The 25,700-nt window shown below is 27.2% G+C and carries 23 protein-coding genes and 2 tRNA genes; 19 read left to right on the top strand and 6 right to left on the bottom strand.

The window, feature by feature from the left end; genetic code table 11:
- Window positions 1–32 precede the first annotated feature (32 nt).
- The 8 genes from B5D11_RS08665 (at window position 33) to rpsA (ending at window position 10,371) form a co-directional block, all read left to right on the top strand.
- Window positions 33–1,091 (top strand): CdaR family transcriptional regulator, encoded by a 1,059-nt coding sequence (locus B5D11_RS08665; RefSeq protein WP_078682643.1) that lies wholly within the window; start codon window positions 33–35, stop codon window positions 1,089–1,091.
- Between the two features lie 141 nt (window positions 1,092–1,232).
- Window positions 1,233–2,489: a GntP family permease gene (locus tag B5D11_RS08660; RefSeq protein ID WP_078682642.1), complete on the top strand. Its 1,257-nt coding sequence runs from the start codon at window positions 1,233–1,235 to the stop codon at window positions 2,487–2,489.
- 46 nt (window positions 2,490–2,535) lie between these two features.
- Window positions 2,536–3,684 (top strand): glycerate kinase, encoded by a 1,149-nt coding sequence (locus B5D11_RS08655; RefSeq protein ID WP_078682641.1) that lies wholly within the window; start codon window positions 2,536–2,538, stop codon window positions 3,682–3,684.
- A gap of 341 nt (window positions 3,685–4,025) precedes the next feature.
- Entirely contained in the window at window positions 4,026–5,039 is a 1,014-nt protein-coding gene (gene asnA, locus B5D11_RS08650; protein WP_078682640.1) for an aspartate--ammonia ligase, read from the top strand.
- Window positions 5,040–6,046: 1,007 nt separating this feature from the next.
- Window positions 6,047–8,320, top strand: a complete 2,274-nt coding sequence (locus tag B5D11_RS08645) for an ATP-dependent Clp protease ATP-binding subunit (RefSeq protein WP_078682639.1) — start codon at window positions 6,047–6,049, stop codon at window positions 8,318–8,320.
- Between the two features lie 110 nt (window positions 8,321–8,430).
- Complete coding sequence (locus tag B5D11_RS12690) at window positions 8,431–8,742, top strand: nucleotidyltransferase domain-containing protein (protein ID WP_164850178.1); 312 nt, start codon at window positions 8,431–8,433, stop codon at window positions 8,740–8,742.
- A complete protein-coding gene (locus B5D11_RS12685; protein WP_164850179.1) occupies window positions 8,732–9,115 on the top strand; it encodes a HEPN domain-containing protein in 384 nt (127 codons plus the stop codon). Before B5D11_RS12690 ends, B5D11_RS12685 begins: the two co-directional genes overlap by 11 nt.
- A gap of 83 nt (window positions 9,116–9,198) precedes the next feature.
- Window positions 9,199–10,371: a 30S ribosomal protein S1 gene (gene rpsA, locus B5D11_RS08635; protein WP_180376991.1), complete on the top strand. Its 1,173-nt coding sequence runs from the start codon at window positions 9,199–9,201 to the stop codon at window positions 10,369–10,371.
- Window positions 10,372–10,437: 66 nt separating this feature from the next.
- On the opposite strand, the gene B5D11_RS08630 is transcribed toward rpsA, so the two are convergent.
- The 3 genes from B5D11_RS08630 to B5D11_RS08620 all read right to left on the bottom strand — a co-directional run bounded on the left by B5D11_RS08630 (window position 10,438) and on the right by B5D11_RS08620 (window position 12,068).
- Window positions 10,438–11,118 carry a Crp/Fnr family transcriptional regulator gene (locus B5D11_RS08630; RefSeq protein WP_078682638.1) on the bottom strand — a complete coding sequence of 227 codons (681 nt, stop codon included), beginning with the start codon at window positions 11,116–11,118 and terminating at the stop codon, window positions 10,438–10,440.
- 5 nt (window positions 11,119–11,123) lie between these two features.
- Window positions 11,124–11,261 carry a hypothetical protein gene (locus B5D11_RS12680; RefSeq protein WP_180376990.1) on the bottom strand — a complete coding sequence of 46 codons (138 nt, stop codon included), beginning with the start codon at window positions 11,259–11,261 and terminating at the stop codon, window positions 11,124–11,126.
- A 153-nt stretch (window positions 11,262–11,414) separates the two neighbouring features.
- Window positions 11,415–12,068 (bottom strand): HAD family hydrolase, encoded by a 654-nt coding sequence (locus B5D11_RS08620; RefSeq protein WP_078682636.1) that lies wholly within the window; start codon window positions 12,066–12,068, stop codon window positions 11,415–11,417.
- A 331-nt stretch (window positions 12,069–12,399) separates the two neighbouring features.
- On the opposite strand from B5D11_RS08620, the gene B5D11_RS12560 reads away from it, so the two are divergent.
- Together B5D11_RS12560 and B5D11_RS08615 are read left to right on the top strand one after the other, a co-directional pair.
- Window positions 12,400–12,522, top strand: a complete 123-nt coding sequence (locus B5D11_RS12560) for a DUF3789 domain-containing protein (protein ID WP_127836985.1) — start codon at window positions 12,400–12,402, stop codon at window positions 12,520–12,522.
- A 559-nt stretch (window positions 12,523–13,081) separates the two neighbouring features.
- Window positions 13,082–13,546, top strand: a complete 465-nt coding sequence (locus B5D11_RS08615) for a hypothetical protein (protein WP_078682635.1) — start codon at window positions 13,082–13,084, stop codon at window positions 13,544–13,546.
- On the opposite strand, the gene B5D11_RS08610 is transcribed toward B5D11_RS08615, so the two are convergent.
- From B5D11_RS08610 to B5D11_RS08600, 3 genes are all read right to left on the bottom strand, one after another.
- A tRNA-Pro gene (locus B5D11_RS08610) sits at window positions 13,547–13,622 on the bottom strand.
- Window positions 13,623–13,856: 234 nt separating this feature from the next.
- Window positions 13,857–13,932 (bottom strand) — tRNA-Pro (locus B5D11_RS08605).
- 123 nt (window positions 13,933–14,055) lie between these two features.
- Window positions 14,056–14,379: a hypothetical protein gene (locus tag B5D11_RS08600; protein WP_078682634.1), complete on the bottom strand. Its 324-nt coding sequence runs from the start codon at window positions 14,377–14,379 to the stop codon at window positions 14,056–14,058.
- A 469-nt stretch (window positions 14,380–14,848) separates the two neighbouring features.
- Between B5D11_RS08600 and B5D11_RS08595 the strand changes: the two genes are divergently transcribed.
- The 9 genes from B5D11_RS08595 to B5D11_RS08555 all read left to right on the top strand — a co-directional run bounded on the left by B5D11_RS08595 (window position 14,849) and on the right by B5D11_RS08555 (window position 25,653).
- On the top strand, window positions 14,849–15,697 hold the full coding sequence (locus tag B5D11_RS08595; RefSeq protein ID WP_078682633.1) for a transporter substrate-binding domain-containing protein: 849 nt from the start codon (window positions 14,849–14,851) through the stop codon (window positions 15,695–15,697).
- 222 nt (window positions 15,698–15,919) lie between these two features.
- The gene (locus B5D11_RS08590; protein ID WP_078682632.1) at window positions 15,920–16,573 is read left to right on the top strand and encodes an amino acid ABC transporter permease; all 654 of its coding nucleotides are present in this window, start codon (window positions 15,920–15,922) and stop codon (window positions 16,571–16,573) included.
- A complete protein-coding gene (locus B5D11_RS08585) occupies window positions 16,566–17,288 on the top strand; it encodes an amino acid ABC transporter ATP-binding protein (RefSeq protein ID WP_078682631.1) in 723 nt (240 codons plus the stop codon). Before B5D11_RS08590 ends, B5D11_RS08585 begins: the two co-directional genes overlap by 8 nt.
- 282 nt (window positions 17,289–17,570) lie before the next feature.
- Window positions 17,571–18,971: a PTS mannitol transporter subunit IICB gene (locus tag B5D11_RS08580; RefSeq protein ID WP_078682630.1), complete on the top strand. Its 1,401-nt coding sequence runs from the start codon at window positions 17,571–17,573 to the stop codon at window positions 18,969–18,971.
- A 72-nt stretch (window positions 18,972–19,043) separates the two neighbouring features.
- Window positions 19,044–21,116 carry a BglG family transcription antiterminator gene (locus tag B5D11_RS08575; protein WP_078682629.1) on the top strand — a complete coding sequence of 691 codons (2,073 nt, stop codon included), beginning with the start codon at window positions 19,044–19,046 and terminating at the stop codon, window positions 21,114–21,116.
- A gap of 34 nt (window positions 21,117–21,150) precedes the next feature.
- A complete protein-coding gene (locus tag B5D11_RS08570) occupies window positions 21,151–21,672 on the top strand; it encodes a PTS sugar transporter subunit IIA (protein ID WP_078682628.1) in 522 nt (173 codons plus the stop codon).
- Window positions 21,650–22,630 (top strand): 1-phosphofructokinase, encoded by a 981-nt coding sequence (pfkB, locus tag B5D11_RS08565; RefSeq protein ID WP_078682627.1) that lies wholly within the window; start codon window positions 21,650–21,652, stop codon window positions 22,628–22,630. Before B5D11_RS08570 ends, pfkB begins: the two co-directional genes overlap by 23 nt.
- The gene (locus B5D11_RS08560; protein WP_078682626.1) at window positions 22,620–23,876 is read left to right on the top strand and encodes a zinc-binding dehydrogenase; all 1,257 of its coding nucleotides are present in this window, start codon (window positions 22,620–22,622) and stop codon (window positions 23,874–23,876) included. Before pfkB ends, B5D11_RS08560 begins: the two co-directional genes overlap by 11 nt.
- A gap of 286 nt (window positions 23,877–24,162) precedes the next feature.
- Window positions 24,163–25,653, top strand: coding sequence for an acyl-CoA carboxylase subunit beta (locus B5D11_RS08555; protein ID WP_078682625.1), 1,491 nt, complete (start codon window positions 24,163–24,165; stop codon window positions 25,651–25,653).
- Window positions 25,654–25,700: the final 47 nt, after the last annotated feature.

Raw genomic sequence — 25,700 nt, 5'->3', positions numbered from 1 at the left:
ATTAAAAAATATCATATATTTTGGAGGCAGATATGATAAAACTTACAGAACAAATAGCTCAAGATATAGTGGATAAAATGATGGATGTTATACCATATAATGTAAATATAATGAACAGTGAGGGAAGAATAATAGGAAGTGGGGATAAAAGCAGAATAGGAGAAATTCATGAAGGAGCAATAGAAGCTATTGATAAAGATAAACTTATAGCTGTATATGAAGCTAAAGGAGGAGCTAAACCAGGAGTAAATATGCCTATACATTTTAATAATAAAGTAATGGGGGTTATAGGTATAAGTGGAGATCCTGCCTTGGTTGAAGCTTTTGCATCTATAGTTAAAGTTACTGCTGAACTTTTAATAAACCAAGCTTATGTATTAAACGAGCAAAAAGCAAGAGAGCAGGTTAAGGAAGGATTCTTATATCAGTGGGCATATTTAAGAGAAGACTATGATGATGATTTTTTACATAAAGCTCTTACATTAAATATTGATTTAAAAATAGAACGTATAGCTGTGGTTATAAAAGACAGCAGTGAAAAAAATATTTTAGATAAAATATCTAGATACCTTCAAGAAGGAGAATATACAATAAAGTTAAATCGTGAAAATATATTAATTTTTATGAAAGTTGATTACAAAATAAATAAAAGAATTAATACTATATTTGATGAACTAAAAAAGCCTGTAAAAATTGGAGTAGGATATGATAGAAAAATAATGGCAAAATCTATGCAAGAAGCTATAACTGCTATGGAAATTATGGAAAAACTTAGAATAAATAAAGATATATGCTATTACAAAGAAATTTCTTTTATAGATATATTGTCTAAAAGTATAGAGAAAAATAAATTAGAATACATAGTAGAAAAATTAGAAAAAGAATCTAAAGGATTAGATTTAATAGAAACACTTACTACATATGTTATTCTTAATGGAGAAGTAAATCATGTTTCAGAAGTACTTCATATACATAGGAATAGTTTAAACTATAGATTAAAGAAAATAGAAGATATAACAGGTAAAAATCCTAGAAATTTAACTGAACTTTTAGAACTCTTTACAGCCTGCATACTCCATAAATTAAAATAAATTGTGCAAAGGAACAAAAAACATACCAAAAATATTAAACCTTTGGATGATGAAATAGGTTACAAAAATATCTATAATTTAAATCGTAATCGTAATCATACTGTTTTATTACAGATGAAATAAAGAGGAGGTAAGTTTTATATGCAGGTTACAGTTACAGCTTTAGGAGCAATAATAGGATTAATAGTAGCAATTGTGTTAATTATTAAAAAGGTTCATCCAGTATATGGATTAATACTTGGAGCAATTATTGGAGGAATAGTTGGAGGAGCTGGAGTTTCAGGAACTGTTACTTTGATGTTAGATGGTGCCAAAGGAATTATTACAGCAGTACTTAGAATATTAACTGCTGGTGTGCTTGCTGGAGTTCTTATTGAATCAGGTGCTGCAGGAAAAATTGCTGAAACGATAGTAAACAAACTTGGAGAATCTAATTCACTTATAGCATTAGCTATAGCAACTATGGTTTTAACAACAGTAGGAGTATTTATAGATGTAGCAGTTATAACAGTTGCACCAATAGCAATGGCTATTGCTAAAAAAGCTAATTTAACTAAAACTGGAATACTTATTGCTATGATAGGAGGAGGTAAGGCAGGAAACATAATGTCTCCAAATCCCAATGCTATAGCAGCATCAGATAGTTTTAAAATTCCATTAACTTCAGTTATGGCAGCAGGAATTATACCTGGAATTGCAGGAATTATAGTGACTTGTATAATAGCTAAAAAACTAGCTAGAAAAGGTTCAAAAGTAGAAATTAGTGAAGTTGAAATAAATATTGAAGAAAAACCAGGATTTTTAGGAGCCATAGTGGGGCCATTAGTAGCAATTTTATTATTAGCATTAAGACCATTATTTAATATAAGTATAGATCCTCTTATAGCACTTCCGGTAGGTGGAATAATTGGAGCTTTAGCTATGGGTAAAATAAAAAACATAAACAAATATGCAACTGCAGGTTTAGCTAGAATGAGTGGGGTAGCTATATTACTTCTTGGTACTGGAGCAATTGCAGGAATAATATCAAATTCAGGATTAAAGGATGTTATTATAAATGGATTAAATACTTTAGGACTTCCAGCTTTTGCATTAGCACCAATAGCAGGTATATTAATGTCAGGAGCTACAGCATCAACAACCTCAGGTACAGCGGTTGGAAGTCAAGTATTTGGACCAACATTACTTGATTTAGGAGTTAAGCCATTATCAGCTGCAGCGATGATTCATTCAGGAGCTACAGTACTTGACCATTTACCACATGGAAGTTTTTTTCATGCAACTGGTGGGAGCGTATTTATGGATATGAAAGAAAGATTAAAGCTTATACCTTATGAATCTTTAATAGGATTATCCATGACAATAATTTCAACAATAATATATGGATTATTAAAATAAATATATAAGCTTATTTTTTACAGGCATATTGAAAGGAGACAGAATTATGAAATTTGTTTTGGCCCCAGATTCGTTTAAAGAAAGTATGAGTGCTAAAGAAGCAGCAGAAGCTATGAAAAAAGGAATAAAAAAAGTAATACCTGATGCTGAATGCGTATTAGTTCCAATGGCTGATGGCGGAGAAGGAACTGTTCAATCTTTAGTTGATGCTACAAATGGCGAAATAATAGAAACAATAGTTACAGGACCTTTAGGTAATAAAGTTAAAGCTATGTTTGGAATTTTAGGGGATAGAGAAACTGCTGTAATAGAAATGGCAAGCGCAAGTGGAATTCATCTGTTAAAAAAAGAAGAAAGAAATCCTCTTTTAACTACAACATACGGCACAGGAGAACTTATAAAAGCAGCACTTGATAAAAATGTAAAAAGAATTCTTATAGGAATAGGTGGGAGTTCTACAAATGATGGCGGAGCAGGAATGATACAAGCTCTTGGAGCAAAGCTTTTAGATAAAGAAGGAAATGAAATTGAATTTGGAGGAGGAGCATTAGAAAAACTTTACAAAATAGATTTATCTGGATTAGATAAAAGACTTGAAAATGTTATTATAGAAGCAGCTTGTGATGTAACTAATCCTCTAACTGGTAAAGAAGGAGCTTCATATGTTTTTGGTCCTCAAAAAGGAGCAACTCCTGAAATGATAGAAAAGCTTGATAAAAATCTTGCTCACTATGCAGAAATAATAAGAAAAGATTTAGGTAAAGATATAGAAAACATTCCTGGAGCTGGTGCTGCAGGAGGTTTAGGAGCAGGACTTATGGCATTTTTAAATGCAGAGCTTAAAAGAGGTGTAGAACTTGTTATAAAATATACAAATCTTGAAGAAAAAATAAAAGAAGCAAATTATGTATTTACAGGAGAAGGAAGTATAGACCACCAAACTATATTTGGTAAGACTCCTTACGGTGTATCAATGACAGCGCAAAAATTAGGAATTCCAGTAATAGCTTTTGCAGGCAGAATTGGAGATGGAATAGAAGTGCTTTATGATAAAGGCATAAATTCAATAATAGGTATAATGCCCGGAGCTTCCTCTATAGAAGATGCTTTAAAGCAAGGCAGTGAAAACTTAGAAAGAGCTGCTGAAAATATAGCTAGAATACTAATTATAAATAATAAAAATTGTATAAATTAAAGATTTTAAAAATTAAAAGTATTAAAAAGCTTAAAATATATTAAAAATAAATAAATAAATGTTCATATATAAATTATAAAGGACGGTTTAAATTTAAAAATATTGCCGTTCTTTTTATTTTAAATAAATATACAATAATTTTTTATAAAATCTATTGTATAATGCAAGTATAATATATTTTTTACAATATATGATTTTTAAATATTTATTAAATATTATTGAAATAATTATTTATTTAATACTGCAATTTAAAATATAAATACATTTATAAAAATATATGTATTTATTATAAAAAGTATATTATAATTAAAAGATATAAAGTTTAAGGGAGTGCAGAAATAATGGCAGGGAAAACAATTATACCAAAAGAATATAATAGGCATTTAGATCTACTTGAAACAGAGATAGCTATAAAAGCTATAAAAGATTTTTTTGAAAAAAGACTTTCTGAAAAATTAAATTTAACAAGAGTATCAGCACCAATTTTTGTTAAAAGCGGGAAGGGTATAAATGATAATTTAAATGGCGTAGAAAGAGCTGTGTCTTTTGATGCTAAATCTATAGAAGATAATAATTTAGAAATAGTACAATCTCTTGCAAAATGGAAGCGTATGGCTCTTTACAGGTATAAATTTAATGTTGGAGAAGGTTTATATACAGATATGAATGCTATAAGAAGAGATGAAGACCTTGATAACCTTCATTCAATATATGTAGATCAATGGGATTGGGAAAAAGTTATATCAAAATCCGATAGAACAGAAAATATGCTTAAACATGTTGTTAGACAGATTTATAAGGTTTTTAAAGAAACTGAAAATTATGTTTATTCTATTTATCCTATTTTTGGCAAAATATTACCAGAAGATATTTATTTTATAACAACACAGGAATTAGAAGATAGATATCCAGAATTAACTCCAAAAGAAAGAGAAGATGCTATAGCTAAAGAAAAAGGTGCTGTATTTATAATGAAAATAGGGGATATATTAAAATCAGGGGAAAAACATGATGGACGTTCACCAGATTATGATGATTGGTCCCTTAATGGAGATATAATATTTTGGTATCCTATTTTAGAAAGAGCTTTTGAAGTTTCTTCTATGGGAATTAGAGTTGATAAAGATGCACTTTTAAGGCAATTAAAAATTTCAAATTGTGAAGATAGATTAAATTTAGAATATCATAAACTTATTATAAATGAAAAACTTCCTTTTACTATAGGAGGGGGAATAGGTCAGTCAAGAATATGCATGTTCTTTTTAAGAAAGGCACACATTGGAGAAGTACAAGCGTCTGTATGGACAGATGATATAATTGCTGAATGCGAAAAAAACAATATATTTTTGTTATAAATAAATATATTATGATTATTTAATAAAAAGTTTTTTTATTAAATGGTTACTATTATAAATGTTTACTATTATATTAGATATAATAGAAATTTAGAAATACTATAAATATTAGTGGGAATTAATTTACAGTTTATTGTGGGTTAATTATATTATAAAATTTAATAACATTTATGTTAAAAATATAATTGATGGATAATTATTAAAAATAGAGAAAAAATATAATATTATTGTTAGTTTTTATTTTTATAATTAAGTCTGTAAAACTTCATATATTTGTAGTTGAGGACGAAAAACTTTAAGTTAAGGGAGTTTGATACTCCCTTAACTTAATATTATACCAATTTATGATTTTAAATTGTTTATTATGATAGAAAATTTACTAAAAATTAGTAATTAAGCTATATTTTTAATTATTCACTTATAAGTACTTTGTTTCTATTTGTTGCACCAATGTTGAGAGTAAAAACTACTTCAAAATTCTAATGCAATAGGTATTGATGTAGGTATAAAGAAAGTCATTTTGTGCTATGTCCTAAATGTGGAATTAAAACGATAGGGACATAAATGCAAGTAAGAGCATTCTTAAACAAGGTCTAAAGGAACTAAAATAGAAGTGGCGTAAGCCTGTAGATAAATACGGTAGGGACTATCGGAATTAAGCCTATGGAGATAGTAGGCTGCGAGACCTAAGAAGCAGGAAGCCCCATACCCTTGTGGGTGGGGTAAGTTCACAAGCTAAAATTAACAAAAAAATAAAAAACTAAATATAATAAATAAAAATTTTTTGTTGGATAATTTATTGAAAATTATTATAATATAAGATAGTATACTATTTATTATAGATATTTAAAATGAAAAATTAAATTTAATAAAATAATAATAATAAAATGAATATATTTTATTATTGTGAAAAATATGAGATTATTATTATTATTTTATTATAAAAATACATTGAAAAATTTGGATATCATAATAAAGTATTAAATGAAAATATAGAGAGGTAAACTATGAAATTATGTTCAATTTGCAATAAAAATATAGCTACAATATTTACAACAAGAACACTAAATGGAAAAACTGAAACCATTGGGGTATGTCTTCCATGTGCTAAAAAAATGGGACTTCCAATAATAGATCAGCTTATGGCGCAAACAGGGATGAGCCCAGAGGAAGTTGAAAATTTATCTGAACAAATGAATGAAATGTTAAAAGATATGAATATAGATGAACTGGCAGATAACGATATATTTAATGGACTTATAAATGGAGCTTTTCCAGAACCTATGGGAATTGAAAAAAAGGAAGAAAATAAAAAAGATCCTTTCTTTGGTTCTTTAAAAAGAGATAAAGATGATGAAAAAGTTAAAAAACCAAAAGGAAAGAGAAAGTTTTTAGATACTTATGGTATAAATCTTACAACAAAGGCATTAGAAAATAAGGTAGATAAAGTTATAGGAAGAAATCGTGAAATAGATAGAGTAATACAGATTTTAAATAGAAGAACTAAAAACAATCCTATATTAATAGGTGAGCCTGGTGTAGGTAAAACAGCTATAGCAGAAGGGCTGGCTGTAAGAATTGCTTTTAAAGAAGTTCCAGAAAAACTTTTTAATTCAGAAGTTTATTTGTTAGATTTAACTGCTGTAGTTGCTGGAACACAGTTTAGAGGCCAGTTTGAAGGTAGAATGAAATCTATAATTGAAGAAGCTAAAGAAAATGGTAATATAATATTAGTGATAGATGAAGTCCATAATATATTAGGTGCTGGAGAAGCTCAAGGTGGAGCTATGAATGCAGCAAACATTTTAAAACCAGCTTTAGCCCGTGGAGAAATTCAAGTAATAGGAGCTACAACTTTAGAGGAATATAGAAAATATATTGAAAAAGATTCTGCTTTAGAGAGAAGATTTCAGCCTGTAATTGTAGAAGAACCTACGGTAGAAGAAACAATAGAGATTTTAAAAGGTATAAAGCATTATTATGAAGATTACCATAAGGTTCATATAACAGATGAAGTTATCAAAGCTGCAGCAAATCTTTCTGAAAGATATATTACAGATAGATTTCTTCCAGATAAGGCTATAGATGTTATAGATGAAGCAAGTTCTAGAGCAAATCTAAAAAATAAAGGATTAGTTGAATTAAAAGCACTTAAAGAAGAATTAAAAGATATTGAAGATAAAATAGAAGAAGCTTCTAAGAAAACTGATTATGAAAAAGCAGCAGAATATAGAGTAGAAAAGTATAGACTTCAAGATAAGATAGCAAGTCTTGAAAAAGAATGTGATAATGTTTATTTGACTGTTGAAGATATAGCTTATGTTATAGAGGCTTGGACAAAAATTCCTGTAAAGAGTATAACTGAAGAAGAAGCAGAAAAACTTCTAAATTTAGAAGATAGGCTTCATAAGCGTGTAATAGGTCAACATGAAGCTATAGTAAGTTTATCAAGAGCTATAAGAAGAAATAGATTAGGATTTAAGAAAAAGAAAAAACCATCTTCATTTATATTTGTAGGGCCTACTGGAGTGGGTAAAACTGAGCTTGCAAAAGCAGTTGCAGTAGAGCTTTTTGGAAATGAAGAAGCTCTTATAAGGATGGATATGACAGAGTATATGGAAAAGCATACTGTATCAAAACTTATAGGAGCACCTCCTGGATATGTAGGATACGATGAAGGAGGTCAGCTTACTGAAAAAGTAAGAAGAAGACCATATTCAGTTATACTTTTAGATGAAATTGAAAAAGCACATCCAGACGTATTTAATATGCTTCTTCAAATACTTGAAGATGGAAGACTTACAGACAGTCAAGGAAGAACTGTTTATTTTGAAAATACAATTATAATAATGACTTCTAATGCAGGGACTAATTTTAAAAATAATGGTATTGGTTTTGCACAAGATAACTATAATGCACTTGAGAATAAAGTTAAAGAAGCATTAAAAGAATATTTTAGACCAGAATTTTTAAATAGAGTTGATGAAACAATTGTATTTAAATCTCTTACAAAGGAAGAACTTTATAAAATTATGGATTTAATGATTAATGAAGTTGTAGAAGAGTTAAGAGAAAGAAATATAACTATAAATGTTTCTGAAGAAGTAAAAGACTTTTTAATAAAAGAAGGATATGACGAAAAATATGGGGCAAGACCTTTAAGAAGAACTATACAAAAATATATTGAAGATGAAATTTCTGAATGTTATCTTCGTGGCAAGTTTAAAGAAGGTTCTCATATAAATATAGTTTTAAAAGAAGGTAAAGTTGTATTGGAATAAAAGAAAATTGGATTTTATTTTACTAATAATGTAGTTGTTAATTTATGTTTATCAATTAATAAATTTGATATAATAATTATAAACATAAATATTAAAAGGATCTGATAAATATGGTACCATTTAAAGAAGAAATAGATAATGTTAAAAATCAAATAATTAATATTTGCAATCCATTTAAAATAATTCTTTTTGGATCTTGTGCTACTGGTAGTGCTAGAGATGATAGTGATATTGATTTATGCATAATTTGTGATTATGAAGATAAACAAAAGCTATTAACAGAACTATTAATTAATGTAGATTATGAAAGAGATGTAGATTTTATATTATATAGACCAGAAGAGTGGGAAGTTTATAAAGAAGATACGACTACATTTGCCAATTTGATATACAGGAAGGGAATTATTATATATGGTCGATAGTTTAAAATATAAAGAATGGTTTAATACGGCACAAAAGGATTTAAAAGCGGCTAAAATACTTTATGAAAACAATGCAGACAATGGATTAGTATTATTTCACCTTCAGCAGGCTGTAGAAAAATATTTAAAAGGATATTTAATTTATAAAACAGGAATTTTTCAAGAAGGGCATAGTTTGATTAAATTATGTAAAAAAGCAGCTTTTTATAATAAGGAATTTAGAAAATTTATTAAGGACTGTGCAATTTTAAATGGATACTATATAGAAACAAGATATCCATCAGAAGATCCATTAATAGCTGAAGATGATGATGTGAGGGAAGGACTAAAATTTACTAAAAATATAATATCTTTCATAGAAAGTATATTATAAGATAATAATTTTAAAAAATTTAAATTAAGTTTAAATATTTATAATAAATAAATTTTTAAACGAATTTAAGGAGTGAAAAAGCTGTGAGTGAGGAATCAATGAAAGATTTTATGGAAGATTTAAATAATTCCATGAAAAAAATAAAAAAAGGTGATGTAGTAAAAGGAACTGTAATTTCAGTTTCTAATGATGAAGTTTTTGTAAATATAGGCTATATGGCCGATGGAATTATATCAAAAGAAGAGTTTAGTTATGAAGAGGATATAAATTTAAAAGAATCTGTAAAACCTGGTGATGAGATTTATGTTTATATACTAGAAGTTAATGATGGAGAAGGAAATGTAACTTTATCTAAAGTTAAGGCTGAAGAAATTAAGGTTTGGGATGAGCTTAAAGAAGCTTTAGAAAAAGGTAAAACTTTAAATGTTAAAGTTAATGAAGTTGTTAAAGGTGGAGTTATTGCAAATATAAAAGGAGTAAGAGCTTTCATACCTGCTTCACAGCTTTCTTTAAAGTATGTTGAAGACTTAAAAAAATTTTTAGGAAAAACATTAGAGGTAAAGGTTATAGAGATAGATAAAGATAAGAAAAAGGTTGTACTTTCAAGAAAAGAAGTAGAAAAGCTTAAAATAGAGGCACAAAAAGAAAAGCTTTGGGCTTCTCTTGAAAAGGGACAAAAAAGAACAGGAACTGTTACAAGGCTTGCAAAATTTGGTGCTTTTGTTGATTTAGGGGGAGTAGATGGACTAATTCATAATCAAGATCTTTCTTGGAAAAGAGTTATAAATCCTTCTGAAGTGGTAAAAGTAGGAGATAAAGTAGAAGTTTATGTAATTGATTTTGATAAAGAAAAAGGCAGAATTTCATTAGGACTTAAGGAAGTTTCAGAAAATCCTTGGAACAATGTGTCAGATAAATTTAAAGTAAATGATATAGTTGAAGGAACTGTAGTAAGACTTACTGATTTTGGAGCTTTTATTGAAATTTCTGAAGGAATTGAAGGCCTTGTACATATATCAGAAATATCAGAAGAAAGAATTACTAAACCATCATCTGTACTTTCAGTAGGACAAAAGGTAAAAGTTAAAATATTATCTATAGATAAAAAAGCTCAAAAAATAAGCTTAAGTATCAAAGAAGCAGCAAACAATGAGGAAAGAGAAGAAATTAAAGAATTTCTCGAAGATAAATCAGAAGAAGTAACTTTGGGAGACTTATTTAAGGACAAATTAAAAAATTTTAAATTTGAAGAATAAATAAAAAGCTGAAACTTTTAAAATAATATAAAGTTTCAGCTTTTTATTTGTAAGTTTGCTATAAAATTATACAAAGCTTTTTAGCAATTCTAAGTCTTTTATTTTTATAATATCTTTATCATAATCTATAATTCCATCATATTTCATTTTTATAAGCTCCCTAGAAAGAGAAGGTCTTTGAACACCTATCTTATCGGCCCAATCTTTTTTTGTCATATTAATTTTTATTTCAAAAGAATTTTGTTTTTCATATTGAGCTAAAATATATTCACAAATTTTTTGTCTTATAGTTTTAAGTGTTACTTCTTTTAATTTTAAATTTAGTATCATAGCTTTATTAGATAAAATTCTTAAAAATTCTAAAAGAAATTCAGAATTGCTTTGACAAAGTTTTATAACTGAAATTTTATTTATATGTAAAACTATTGTATTATTTTTGGCTATAACATTTATGGGAGAAGTATTTTTGTCTGAAAAAATTAGCATTTCTCCAAATATATCTCCCTTTTTAAATTCTGCTATAGATAATACTTTACCACTTGAATCTATCTTTTGTATTTCTATAATTCCATCAAGGATTAAATTTAAAGTATCACAAGAATCATCTTCGCTAAGTATAATATCTCCTTTGTGATATTTTTTTATTTCATAAGGTATTTTACTAAAAAGGTTAATTAAATCATCTTTAGTGAAACTTTTAAATAAAGATGAAATTTTTATATTATCAATATAATTTATAATTTCCATAATTACTACTCCTGATTAGAATCTATGTCATAGATATCTTTATCTTCATCATTTGAAAAAGTTTTGGATTCTGAAATTTTTCTAAGTTTGGTTTTTAATTTATCATTCTCATAAGTAAGAAGTATAATTTGTTTTTTATACATTATTATTTTATTAGAAAAATACTGATAAATTATAAAGCAAAAGGCACATAAAATTAATATTAAAATAAATGTAAACAATAAAATCTATCTCCTTATTTAGCTTTTATTATAGTATATTCAATAGATTTTTATTGGTTGCTCAAATTATTAAAATTATACTACTTTAGTTAATTCTTCATATTTATAAATAAAATGATCTGCAAGATTAATAATTTCATCAATTTGATGCTCTGAATGAATGTCATGAACTCCTATAACCTTCATACCAGCAGCTTTAGCTCCTTTAATAGCTGATGCTATATCTTCAAATACTACACATTCATTTGGACTAACATTTAATTTATTTGCAGAAAGAAGATAAATGTCTGGAAAATTTTTACCCCTTTTAACTTCTAGTGTAGTACTAATAGCATCAAAATAATCATATATTTTATTATTATTTAAAACTACCTCAAGAAGTTTTGGATGATTGCTGGTTGCAATTGCCAATTTTATACCTTTACTTTTTAATAAATTTAGATATTCTTTTGCATAAGGTTTAAGTTTAATATTATGTGCATATTCATTATAGGCCATTTCATTCCATTCATTCATTATTTTTTCAACATCATCTTTTAAATTAAATCTGTTTTTAAAATATTTTGCTGTATCTAAAAAATTTAAATGTGCTATATTATCAAATAAATCGGAGGGTACTTGCAATCCCCTAAGCTTTAAAAAATCATAGTCTATTTTTTCCCAAAGCCACATGGAATCAATCAAAGTTCCATCTAAATCAAAAATAGCAGCTTTTATATTATCAAACATATATACCTCCTATATTTATATAAAGATCTAAAAATAAAGTTATTATATAATTTTATTTTTAGTATAGCAATAGCATGATTATATCACAAAAAGTCTTTTTATTAAATGTTGACTACTATATATTGATGTAATAGAAAAATAACTCACCTACTTATATTATTTATTTTATTAGACTATATTTAACTTTTATAGTTAATATATATAAATATATATATAAGTTTATTAGTATGTTATATATTCATATAAAAAAGTTGATAATCTAAATAAATGTATAAAAAAATAAAAAATAATAAATAATAATTATTATAAATTTAAAATTGGAGTGAGTTTTATGAGAACTGTATTGTTAATTATGGTTGGCGGAATAATTGGTTTTTTTGCAGCTGCTCTTTGTAAAGCTGCAGGAAAGGCAGATGAAGAAATAGAAAAAATAGAAAGAAAAATAGAAAAATAATAATACAATAAATAATTTAATATTTGTAATTATATTTAAAATAAATGATAGCCATTCTCCCTATTATTTCATAGATTATATTAAGACATATTTTATTAAATAAAATAACAATTGTAATTTCTAGGGGGAAATATGGTATTTATAATAGCTCTAGTAATTTTTATTGTAGTTGTTACTGTTATGGCAGGCTGCTATAAAGCTATGAGTTTTTATATAGAAGCAAAAAATTATCAAAATAATAAAAACAAATAATATTAAAATAATATTTGTTTTTATAAAAAAATTAATTAATAATTATTATTTATGTGATATAAAAATAAAAGCTATGCATAAAAGATTTTATTTAATTTATGTATGGCTTTTATTTTTATATGAAATATTTTTATATTTTTTAAAATAATTATTTAAATTATATGAAAAATATTTATTAAAATTATAAATATGATTTGAGTACATTAATTTGATTTAATTTGGATACATTAAATTAATAAGAAGTAATAAAATTTATATATTAAAAATTTTATATACTAAGATTATATAAAATAGGAGGATTACTAACATGAAAAGAAAATATAAAAATTTGTGTGATGATATAGTTGCAGGAACATTTGCTGTTATAGGAATAAGCGCTGCTGCTTGTGCCATTTATAAATTTATGAAATGTAAAGAAGAAAAAAATCAGTATTATCAAGAAGATAAAAATGAGTGTTTTCAAGAAGAAAATCCATGTAATTATGAAAATGAAGAACTTAAAATAACAAAAAGTGCAAAAAAGGTTTTATTAAATAAAATAGGAGCTACTTATTCTGAAATAGAAGAAGCACAAAAGAACAATAAAACAGCTTTTGATTTAGCAAAAGAAAAGGGATTTAGTGAAGAACAGCTTAAAATGTTTATAAATCAAGATAGATTTTTATCTATTGATGAATTAGTTTTAAATAGAAAAATAAGCAAAGAAATAGGGGAACACGTAAAAGAAAAAATTAAAGAACATACTGATAGATGGGATGGAAAAATTTTATAATGGTCGGAGTGACAGGATTTGAACCTGCGGCCTCATGCTCCCGAAGCACGCGCGCTACCAACTGCGCTACACCCCGATAAGATTTATATAATAATTATATTTAAAAATAAAAAAAAGTTCAACAAAGATTTAAAAAAGGTAAAAACATAAGAATAAACTATATGTTTATTTATGATTATAACTCATTAATAAAATATATAGGCAATTATCCAATTGATTTATGAATTTATGAGATAGTTTCTGTAAATTATTTAGAAATATAGAAGATATAAAAAAATAAATGAGTTATCGTATGATAACTCATTTATTTTGGTCGGGGTGACAGGGATTGAACCTGCGACCTCATGGTCCCAAACCACGCGCGCTCCCATCTGCGCCACACCCCGAAGTACAATAAGTATTATATTATGAAAATGAGAAAAAATCAAGAGATTTTTATAAAAAATACAATATAAGGTCTATGAAAAAAATACCATAGACCTTATTAAAAATTAAAGGGGGAATCTAATTTATTTTTGTTTTTCTACTTTATCTTTATCTCCTGCACCTTTTGTAGGGACTGTAGAAACTACAAATCCCACTAAAATTGATACAAGAGCAGGTGCTATAATGTTTATATATTGAATGTATCTAGTACGATACATTATAAATGCTGCAATGCCAGTTATAGCCAATGATGCTAAAAAAATAATAATAACAAATTTTGCAAAGGAACTAAGAAATTTTTCATAAATTTTATGTCTTGTTGGACCACTTATTATATTTTTAAACAAAAAGTATGAAGCCATAATAATTATTATATCTACAGCGGCTGCTATTAAAAAATTTTTCATAACTAAGACCTCACTTTTAATTAAGGTAATATTAAATAAAATTTATTATAAAATAGGTAAATATAAAAATATATCAAGTTAGTTTTAAAAGTATAAGTAATATAATCAAAGTAATTTAATAATAAAGTTATACAAAATACTCTTATGTATAGTTTTAACCAATTTTTATTTTTTTAGACATAAATAAAAAAATAAAAATTTAATATCAGTAATTTTAAAATCAATAAAATGTTCTAAAATTTTTATACTATTGCCAGTAGCTTTACTGGTGCTTTTTTTATATTTTTGTTCAGCTATTAATGGAAATAGTTGTATATTAGGGCATTATCATAAAGCAATTATAGACATTAATAAAAAAATAAAAATTTAATTGCATAATTATAAAAAAACGTGTATAATGTTTCGTGAAATATGAAAAATACAAAATAAATATATAAATCTAACACTAAATACAGGGGGTCAAATTTAAATGAAAAAGAGATATTTTAAATTGGCAGCATTTGCTCTTACAGCAATTTTAACAGTAGGATTATCAGGATGTGGAAGTAATAAATCTGCTGGTGATAATACAAACTCAGATAAACAAGTAAAATCAGAAAGTAAATTAGATGAAATAAAGAAAAAAGGAAAGATAGTTTTAGGTACTAGTCCAGATTATCCTCCTTATGAATTTATTAAAGAAGAAAATGGCAAACAAACAGTTGTAGGTTTTGACATAGAAATTGCAAAGCTTATTGCAAAAGATTTAGGAGTTGAGCTTGAAATAAAAGAAATGGATTTTAAAGGGCTTTTAAGTGCTCTTCAAGCTGGAAGTATAGACATGGTATTAGCTGGTATGACTCCAAATGAAGATAGAAAAAAGAGTGTTGATTTTTCTAATGTATATTATACTGCAGTTCAAAAGGTTGTAGTAAGAGCTGAAGATAAAGATAAAATTAAATCTATAGATGATCTAAAAGGAAAGAAAGTTGGCGTTCAAAAGGGTGCTATACAAGAAGAAATTGCAGCTAAACAGATGCCAAATTCTGAAGCTAAAGCTCTTTCAAAAATTTCAGATATAACTTTAGCACTTAAAACTAAGAAAATAGATGCAGCAATTATAGAAGAGCCAGTTGCTAAATCTAATGTTTCTGCAAATAGCGATTTAGCAATATCAGATATAAATTTAAAAACTGAAGAAGCAGGTTCAGCAGTTGCATTTAAAAAAGGAAATAAAGAACTTGTAGATGAGGTTAACAAAACAATAGAAAAACTTATACAAGATAAAACTATAGATAAATTAGTTACTGAAGCAACAAACTTATTTGAATCAAAATAGAATATAGAATATTAAATTAATATTAGAAAAGTTAGGCAGCAATGCCTAACCTACTTTTATGTTTATTTATATTTAACATAAGAATTAAATATGGTTAATTAAAGTAGTTTTTAAATAAATATTATAATATGATTAAAGCATAATAATCTAAAGCATAATAATCTGTAGATTAAATTTTAATTATATTTAAATAAATAAATAAAAAAGATAGGAGGAACTTATTTGGATTTTTCGTTTTTGCCTAAATATTATATGTTTTTTATAGATGGTGCAAAATTTACAATAATGCTTGCCTTTTTTACTGTTTTAATTGGGAGCATATTAGGTCTTTTCCTTGCACTTCTTAGAATATCGAAAATTAAAATATTTAATTTTATAGCAGCAGCTTATGTTGAGTTTATAAGAGGGACTCCTCTTATGGTCCAAATTTTTATTATATATTATGCATTACCAGATATTATAGGAGTAAATTTACCAGAGATACCTTCAGCAATTATTGCATTAGCAGTAAATAGTGCAGCTTATGTTTCTGAAATAATAAGAGCTGGTATCCAAGCAGTTGACAAAGGTCAGATGGAAGCAGCACGTTCACTTGGAATGCCTTATGGTATGGCTATGAGATATGTAATAGTACCACAGGCAATTAAGAATATACTTCCTGCACTTGGTAACGAATTTGTTACTGTTATAAAAGAATCCTCAGTTGTTTCAGTTATAGGAATTAAAGAACTTATGTATAATACTGACACAGTAAGGGGTAATACTTTTAGAGCTTTTGAGCCTTTAATAATAGGTGCATTTGTATATTTTGTTATGACTTTTTCTCTTTCAAAGCTTATGGGCTGGATTGAAAGGAGGATGAAAACTAGTGATTAAAGTAACTAATTTAAATAAATATTTTGGTAAACTTCATGTACTTAAAGATATAAATATTGAAATAAATAAAGGTGAAGTAGTTGTTATTATAGGTCCAAGTGGTTCTGGCAAAAGTACTTTTTTAAGATGTTTAAATCGTCTTGAAGAACCAACTGAAGGAGAAATTATATTTGAAGGTACATCTATTACAGATAAAAATACTAATATAAATATATTAAGGCAAAAAATGGGTATGGTTTTTCAACAATTTAATCTTTTCCCTAATATGACAGTTTTAGATAATATAACTATTTCTCCAAGAAAGTTAAAAAAAGTTTCTAAAGAAGAAGCTGATAAAATAGCTTATGGTTTATTGAAAAGAATTGGACTTTCTGATAAGGCTCAAAGTTATCCAACACAACTTTCAGGAGGACAAAAACAGAGAATTGCTATAGCAAGAGCTTTGGCTATGTCTCCAGATGTTATGCTTTTTGATGAACCAACTTCAGCTCTTGATCCAGAGATGGTAGGGGAAGTTTTAGATGTTATGAAAGAATTAGCTTCAGAGGGAATGACAATGGTTGTTGTAACTCACGAAATGGGTTTTGCAAAAGAAGTAGGAGATAGAGTTATTTTTATGGATGAAGGGAAAATACTTGAGCAGGGAACCCCTGATGAAATATTTAAAAGTCCTAAGGAAGATAGAACAAAAGATTTTTTAAGAAAAGTTTTGTAAAATAAAAAAACTGAGATATCTCAGTTTTTTATTTTTTTAATATTTAATTTTGTCACTAATAGATGTGGACTAATGTCGTGTATGTTTAAATTGAATGAAAACGATTTGTAATATATAATAAAATCAAGATAAAGAAAAGGAGTTCTGCAGAAAGCCTTATTCATTTATATTAATAACAATCATAATATTTTATTTACGAAAAATCTAATTAGCAAACATTTGTTAAGACGTAATAATAATTATACTAAATAATTTATAATTTTAAAATAGGAGGGAAGTAAGATGGCAAATCTACAAACTAATGCAGCAGTTAAAAAGGGAAAGACTCAAGAACAAATTCAAAGATTTGGACGTTTTTTAAGCGGTATGGTTATGCCAAATATTGGTGCATTTATAGCTTGGGGACTTATAACGGCATTATTTATTCCTACTGGATGGATACCAAATGAAAATTTAGCAAAATTAGTTGGACCTATGATAACTTATCTTCTCCCACTTTTAATAGGTTATACTGGTGGTAAGATTGTCAGCGGAGTTAGAGGTGGAGTACTTGGAGCTATAGCTACAATGGGAGTTATAGTTGGAGCTAGTGTACCAATGTTTTTAGGTGCAATGATTGTGGGACCTTTAGCAGGTTTTATTATAAAGAAGTTTGATGAGGCAATAGATGGAAAAATACCTGCAGGCTTTGAAATGTTAGTAAATAATTTTTCAGCAGGAATTATTGGAGCTTTACTTACATTGATTGCTTATTTAGGAATAGGACCAGTAGTTCAAGGATTAAATAATATTTTAAAATCTGGAGTTGAGGCAATAGTAAATGCAGGGTTACTCCCACTAGCTTCTATATTTGTTGAACCAGGTAAAATTCTTTTCTTAAACAATGCTATTAATCACGGAGTATTAGGACCTATAGGAATTCAAGAAGCTAAGGATTTTGGTAAATCTATATTTTTCTTAATTGAAACTAACCCAGGTCCAGGGCTTGGAATACTTTTAGCATATTGGATGTTTGCAAAGGGTATGATAAAACAGTCAGCACCAGGTGCTATTATAATTCACTTTTTAGGTGGAATACATGAAATATATTTTCCATATGTTCTTATGAATCCAGCATTATTATTAGCAGTAATAGCAGGTGGAGCAAGTGGAGTATTAACCTTTAGCATTTTAGGAGCTGGGCTTGTTGCGACACCATCACCAGGAAGTATTATTGCTCTATTAACAATGACACCTAAAGGAAGTTATTTTGGAGTAATAGCTGGAGTTACTGTATCAACAGTAGTATCTTTCTTAGTAGCATCTTACTTTGTTAAGAAAAATGCAGATAAGATGGATGATTCAGAACTAACTGATGCTAAAGATAAAGTTAAAGAATTAAAGAATGTGTCAAATGTGTCAGCAAAGAAAAATGTCAGCAGAATAATATTTGCCTGTGATGCTGGAATGGGTTCTAGTGCTATGGGAGCTACTACATTAAGAAATAAACTTAAAAAAGCTGGACTTAATATAGAAGTAGTTCACTGTGCGGTAGATGAAGTACCATCTGATGCAGAAATAGTTATAACTCATGAAAGTTTAACTGACAGGGCAAGAAGAAAAGCTCCAAATGCAGAGCATATATCTATAAAGAATTTTATGAACAGCCCAGAATATGATGAATTAGTAAAAAGATTGTTATAATACTTAAAAATAAATAGGCAGGCGGCGGAGTAATATCCGCTGCTACCCCTTTTAATAATAAGGTGGTTAAGCATGAATAAAATAAAAATTACACTAAGACAAAAGGAAATATTAAAAATAATATGCAGTGAATATAGATATATAACTGTATCTAGTATAGCTGAAAAATTAGGAATAAGCTCTAGAACAGTATTAAGGGAACTTGAAGATATAGAAGGTTTTCTTAAAGCTTATAATTGCAGTTTGGATAAAAAATCAGGCATGGGTATAAAGCTAAAGGGAAAAGATGAAGATAGAAAAAATGTTTTAAATAGTTTAGAACAAAACAAAGAGATAAAAAATTATTCTTCAAAAGAAAGGCAAATTATTATTTTATCAGAACTTCTTAATGAAAAGGAACCTATAAAGCTTTTTAATTTTACTAAATCTTTAAATGTTAGCGAAGGAACAGTAAGTCATGATTTGGATAAAATTGAAAAGTGGCTTAAAGATTATAAATTAAAATTAATAAGAAAACCAGGGGTTGGAGTATATATTGAAGGTAAAGAAGAAGAATTTAGAAAAGCTATAGTTAATTTAATTTATGAAAATATGAATGAAGTGGAACTTTTAGATTTGATTAGAGAAAATTTATCTGTATATGTAAATACAAGAGAAAAATTATTAAATTTTATAGATAAAGATATAATTAGGAAATTAGAAACCTTGATATTTGAAGTAGAAAATACATTTAATTATAAATTAGCAGATAATGCATGTGTTGCTCTTATTGTTCATTTAGCTCTTGCTATAGAAAGAATAAAAAAAGATGAAAAAATAAGAATGGATAAAGTTTTTTTACAAGGACTTAAAAAATATGATGAGTTTAAAATAGCTAAATATTTATCTATAAAAATATCAAAGGAATTTAATATAGAAATACCAGAAGATGAAGTAGGCTATATAACTATGCATTTAAGAGGTTCAAAAAGTTTTGAAGGTAAAAATTCAGATAATGAACTTGAAAGTTTAGCTAAAGAAATGATTAAAATAGCAGAAATTGAAACTGGAAGCTTTTTAGAATACAATGAGCAGTCTATATTATGGCTTACTAATCATTTAGGACCAGCAATAAATAGATTAAAGATGAAAATGAATATTAGAAATCCTCTGCTTAAGGAAATTAAAGAACATTATCCAGAGATTTTTAAATTAGCTAAAAAATGTGTTGAACCAGTTGAAAAAAAATATAATATCAATATGCCTGAATCAGAAATAGCTTATATTGCTATGCATTTAGGAGCAGTGTTAGAAAAAGGGAAATCCGTAAAAAGAACTTATAAAATTGTGATTTCTTGTACCACAGGCATAGGGACATCAAGACTTCTTGCAGCAAGAATTGAAAAGGAATATGACAATATTAAAGTTATTGATATTATATCTTCAATTAATATAGATGAAGATTTTCTTATAAATAAAGGTATAGATTTTATTATTTCTACTGTACCTATTGAAACAACAAAACTTCCAGTAGCAATAGTAAATCCATTGTTTTTTGAAAAAGATAAAGAATTAGTAGATAATTTGATGAAACAGATTAAAAATACTCCAATTAATAAAAATAAAATACAAGAAGATTCAACGAATTTAAAGGATAAGTTATCAAAGATTAACATTTACACAGAAGGCATTTTGCAAATTTTAGATAATGTTTTTGTATATGATTATAATAATTTTAATAATATAGATGAAATTATAAAAGAAGTTAGCTTTAAACTTGGGGATTCCCCAAATAATAAAGATTATATTGAAAAAGATTTAATGGCAAGAGAAAAAATAGGAAGTACAATTCTAACAGGATTTGAAACTATGCTGCTTCATTGTAAAACATCAGGAGTAAAACAATTAATTTTTGGTGCAGTTAGGCTAAAAGAACATTTATCTGTAATAAATACAGAAGGTGAATATGAAAATATAAATCTTGCCATTATTATGTTAGTACCAAAAGATTGTAATAAAATGCATCTAGATATTATGGGATTTTTAAGTACAAAACTAATTGAAGAACCTGACTTTATTGATTGTTTAAAAAAAGCTGATAAAGAGGATATATATTTAAAATTAAATAATTTTCTTGATGAGTTTTATAAAACAAAATTTAATTAACCATAAAAATCAGACTATATAGGAGGAATTCAACGTGGGGTTTAAATTTTTTTCAAGTTTAAATAACAAAAAGGAAAGTTCATGCGAAAAAAAAGTACAGTTAGAAACTAATTATGAAAATAAAGAGAATGAAATATTATTAAAAAGCAATATTAAGCTTAATTTACCTTCAGTAGATAAATATGAGGCTATAAAAATGGCAGGTAAACTTTTAGTAGAAAGTGGATATGTTGATGAAAATTACATTCAAGCAATGATTGAAAGAGAAAATGATTTGAGTACTTATATGGGTAATGGTGTAGCTATACCTCATGGGGTAGGAAAAGCTAAACAATTTATTAAAAAATCCGGCATTGTAGTACTTCAATTTCCAGAAGGCGTAGATTTTGGTGAAGAGAAAGCTTATCTTGTTATTGGAATAGCAGGTGTTGGAGATGAGCATATTAATATACTTTCAAATATTGCCACTATAATAGGCGAAGATGAAAACAAAATTCAAGAATTAAAAACGACAAAGGATGTGAATTATATTTATGAAACCTTTACAGCAAATTAAATTAGTAACAGTAACATTAAATCCAGCAGTAGATAAAACTGTAGAAATTAATGATTTTAAAGCTGGAGATGTTAATAGAATATCATCTATAAGATTAGATGCAGGCGGAAAAGGAATAAATGTTTCAAAAGTTATTAAAAGCCTTAATGGAGAAAGCATAGCACTTGGAATTCTTTCAGGGAAAAATGGAGAATTTATAAGAGATTATTTAAATTCTTTAAATATTGAAAATAATTTTGTGTTTACTAAAGGAGAAACAAGAACAAATCTTAAAATTATAGATAGTATCAATAAAAAAAATACAGATATAAATGAACCTGGGAATATTGTATCTATAGAAGATTTAAATAGGCTTGAAGAAAGCATTTTTAAAGTAGTAAATAAAGATAGCATATTAATTTTATCAGGCAGTGTACCAGAAGGCGTTCCTAAAGATATTTATGCAGTTTGGATAAAAAAGGCTAAAGAGCAGGGAGCAAAAACTATATTGGATGCAGATGGAGAATTATTAAAAGAAGGAGTAAAAGCAGGTCCATATTTAGTTAAACCTAATATTCATGAACTTGAAAAATTCTGTAATAAAAAACTTGAGAGCATGAAAGATATAGTTAAAGCTTCTGAAGAATTCTTTAAATATGGAGTTGAAAGAGTTGTTGTATCTTTAGGCAAAGATGGAGGATTATTTATAGATAAAGATAATGTAATTCATGCTGAAGGTATTAAAGTACCTGTTAAAAGTACTGTAGGTGCAGGAGATTCTATGGTAGCAGCTTTAGCACTAAGCATTGAAAGAAACTATTCTTTAGAAAAAGCTGTAGTATTATCAACAGCTGTTAGTGCTGCAAATGTTATGACATCTGGAACAGAACCTGCAGAACTTAAAGATATTTTAGAATTAGAAAAAAAAGTAAAATTTAAATATATAATAAGAAAAGGTGGTAGAGATTATGAAGACTAAGGCTGTAAGATTATATGGAGCAAATGATTTAAGATTAGAGGAATTTGAACTTCCTGAAATAAAAGATGATGAAATATTAGTAGAAATTATATCCGATAGTATTTGTATGTCAACTTACAAATGTGCAATACTTGGAGAAAATCATAAAAGAGTTCCAAAAGATGTTCATGAAAATCCAATAATAATTGGGCATGAATTTGCAGGTAATATAGTAAAGGTTGGAAAGAAATGGCAGAATCAGTTTAAACCTGGTACAAAATTTGCACAGCAACCAGCCCTAAATTATAAAGGGAGTATGGCATCACCTGGATATTCTTATATGTACTTTGGAGGAGATGCAACTTATGCTATAATTCCTCAAGAAGTAATGGAACTTGGATGCCTTCTAAATTATAAAGGAGATGCATATTATGAGGCTTCACTTGCTGAACCAATGTCTTGTATAATTGGAGCCTTCCATGCAAATTATCATACTGAAATGGGAAAATATGTTCATCATATGGGCATAAAAGAAGGTGGAAAATTAGCAATACTTGCAGGAGCAGGTCCAATGGGACTTGGTGCAATAGATTATGCACTTCACTGTGATAGAAGACCTGGACTTTTGGTTGTAACTGATGTAGATGATAACAGGTTAAAAAGAGCAGAAGAAATATTTACAAAAGAAGAGGCTAAAGAATGTGGAGTAGATTTAATATTTGTTAATACTAAAAATTTAGAAAATCCTGAAAAATATTTAATCGAGGTTAGCGGAGGGACAGGATTTGATGATGTATTTGCTTTTGCACCAGTAAAATCTGTTGTTGAACAAGCAGATAAAATTTTAGGAAGAGATGGATGTTTAAACTTCTTTGCAGGACCAACAGATACTAAATTTTCTGGTGAAATAAATTATTATAATGTTCATTATGCTTCAACTCACATAATGGGAACAACAGGTGGAAATACTGATGATTTAATAGAATCATTAAAGCTTACAGAACAAAGAAGGATTAATCCAGCAGTTATGGTAACTCATATAGGAGGACTTAATTGTGTTGCTGAGACTACACTTAATTTACCTAAAATTCCTGGAGGTAAAAAACTTATCTACACTCATATAGATATGGAGCTTACTGCTATTGAAGATTTTGAGGAAAAGGGGAAAACAGATAAACGTTTTGCAAAATTATTTGAAATAGTAAGCAAAAACAAAGGATTATGGTGCCCTGAAGCAGAGAAATACCTTTTAGAAAACTTTAAATAAATATATTTTATATTTTAAATTAAAAATAACAGCAATAGGATGTATTATAACCTATTGCTGTTATTTTTGTAGAATATATTTTATATTTAATAAATTATATTTAAAGAATATTATTAATATACAGAGTATGAAATTGTATAAATTGTATAAATTAAATAAAATGGTAATGTTTATACTAGTTAGAATTTTATAAATGATAACATTTATGATATTATTTATTTGTTGATACTATTTTTTAGAAATATTTAATTATAATATTTTATAATAATTAAAGGAGGAATTATGGTTGGATAATATAGAAAATTTAATAAATTTTAAAAAGCAAAATGAAAAAGGAGGAGGAGATGAAAATATAGAAATACAGCATAATTTAAATAAACTTACGGCAAGAGAAAGAATAGAAAATCTTTTAGATGAAGGTACATTTATAGAGATAGGATCTTTTGTTGAAAATAATGGAGGGGGAGTAGTAACAGGATATGGAACAATAGATGGAAGACTTGTATACGTATTTAGTCAAGATTATACTGTAGATGGTGGAAGTATAAGTATTGCAGGCAGTAATAAAATTTGCAGAATAATAGATATGGCTATTAAAATGGGGGCGCCTATAATACAAATTTTTGATTCTATAGGGGCTAAAATAGAAAATGGAATTGAGGTATTAGGAGCTTATGGAAATATAATAAGAAAAAATACTGAAGCTTCTGGTGTTGTACCTCAAATAGCAGTAATAGCAGGGCCTTGTACGGGAGCAGCATCAGTTAGTGCAGCTATGAGTGATTTCACAATAATAGTTAAAAAAAATGGAGAATTATATATAAACTCTCCAGAAAAAATAATTTCAAAGGAATTAAGATACATAGATATAAATGAATATGCTACTGATTTTAATATAAGTAAAAATGGAACGGCTCAATTTACTGCAGAAAATGAACAGGAAGCTTTAAGTACAGTTAGAAAGATTTTAACTTATCTACCATCTAATAATTTAGAAACTCCACCTTTAGGCATTAGTGAAGAATTAAGCAGTGTAGAAAATAGACTTAATGAAATATCAAAAGAGGAAAACTATGATATATATGAAGTTATAAATTTAATTTTTGATAAGGATAGTTTTCTTGAGGTAAATTCAAATTTTCAAAAAGAAGTCTTAACAGGATTTGCAAGATTAAATGGAGTTACAGTAGGTATTATGGCTATAGATAAAATAGAAAAGAATAACGGTTTAGGAAGGGAAAGCTTTGAAAAACTTATAAGATTTGTAAAATTATGCAGTTGCTTTAATATACCAATTTTAAGTTTTGTTGATATAAAAGAATTAAAAACAGATTTAGATGAAGAAAAAAATGGATTAGCTCTTACTTTATCAAGATTTATATACACTCTTTCTGATGCCAAAATTCCTAAAATTGCTCTAATAATAGGAGAAGCTTATGGAAGTAATTTTTTAGCCTTTGCAAGTAAAGAGGTATCTTTTGATATTACATATGCTTGGCCTAATGCTAAAATTTGTATAGGAGAACCTGAAAATATAATAAAAATTTTATATAAAGAAGAAATAATAGCTTCTGATAATCCAAAAGAAAAAGAAAAAGAAATTATAAAAAAGTATAAAGAAGAAATTACAAATCCTTATAAAGCAGCAGAAAAAGGATATATAGATGATATTATTTTACCTTCTGAATCTAGGATAAGATTGTTTGCAATTTTAGATATGCTTCAAAGTAAGAGAGAAATTAGTTATCCTAAAAAGTATGGAAGTGTACTAATTTAACAACTACAAAATATTTATAATTATGTTTGTAGTTAACTGTGAAATAT

Source organism: Clostridium sp. USBA 49 (assembly GCF_900167505.1).
Lineage (GTDB): Bacteria > Bacillota > Clostridia > Clostridiales > Clostridiaceae > Clostridium_AT > Clostridium_AT prolinivorans.
The sequence above is the reverse complement of the archived record's forward strand: the minus strand, read 5'-3'. Positions and strand labels throughout refer to the sequence as shown.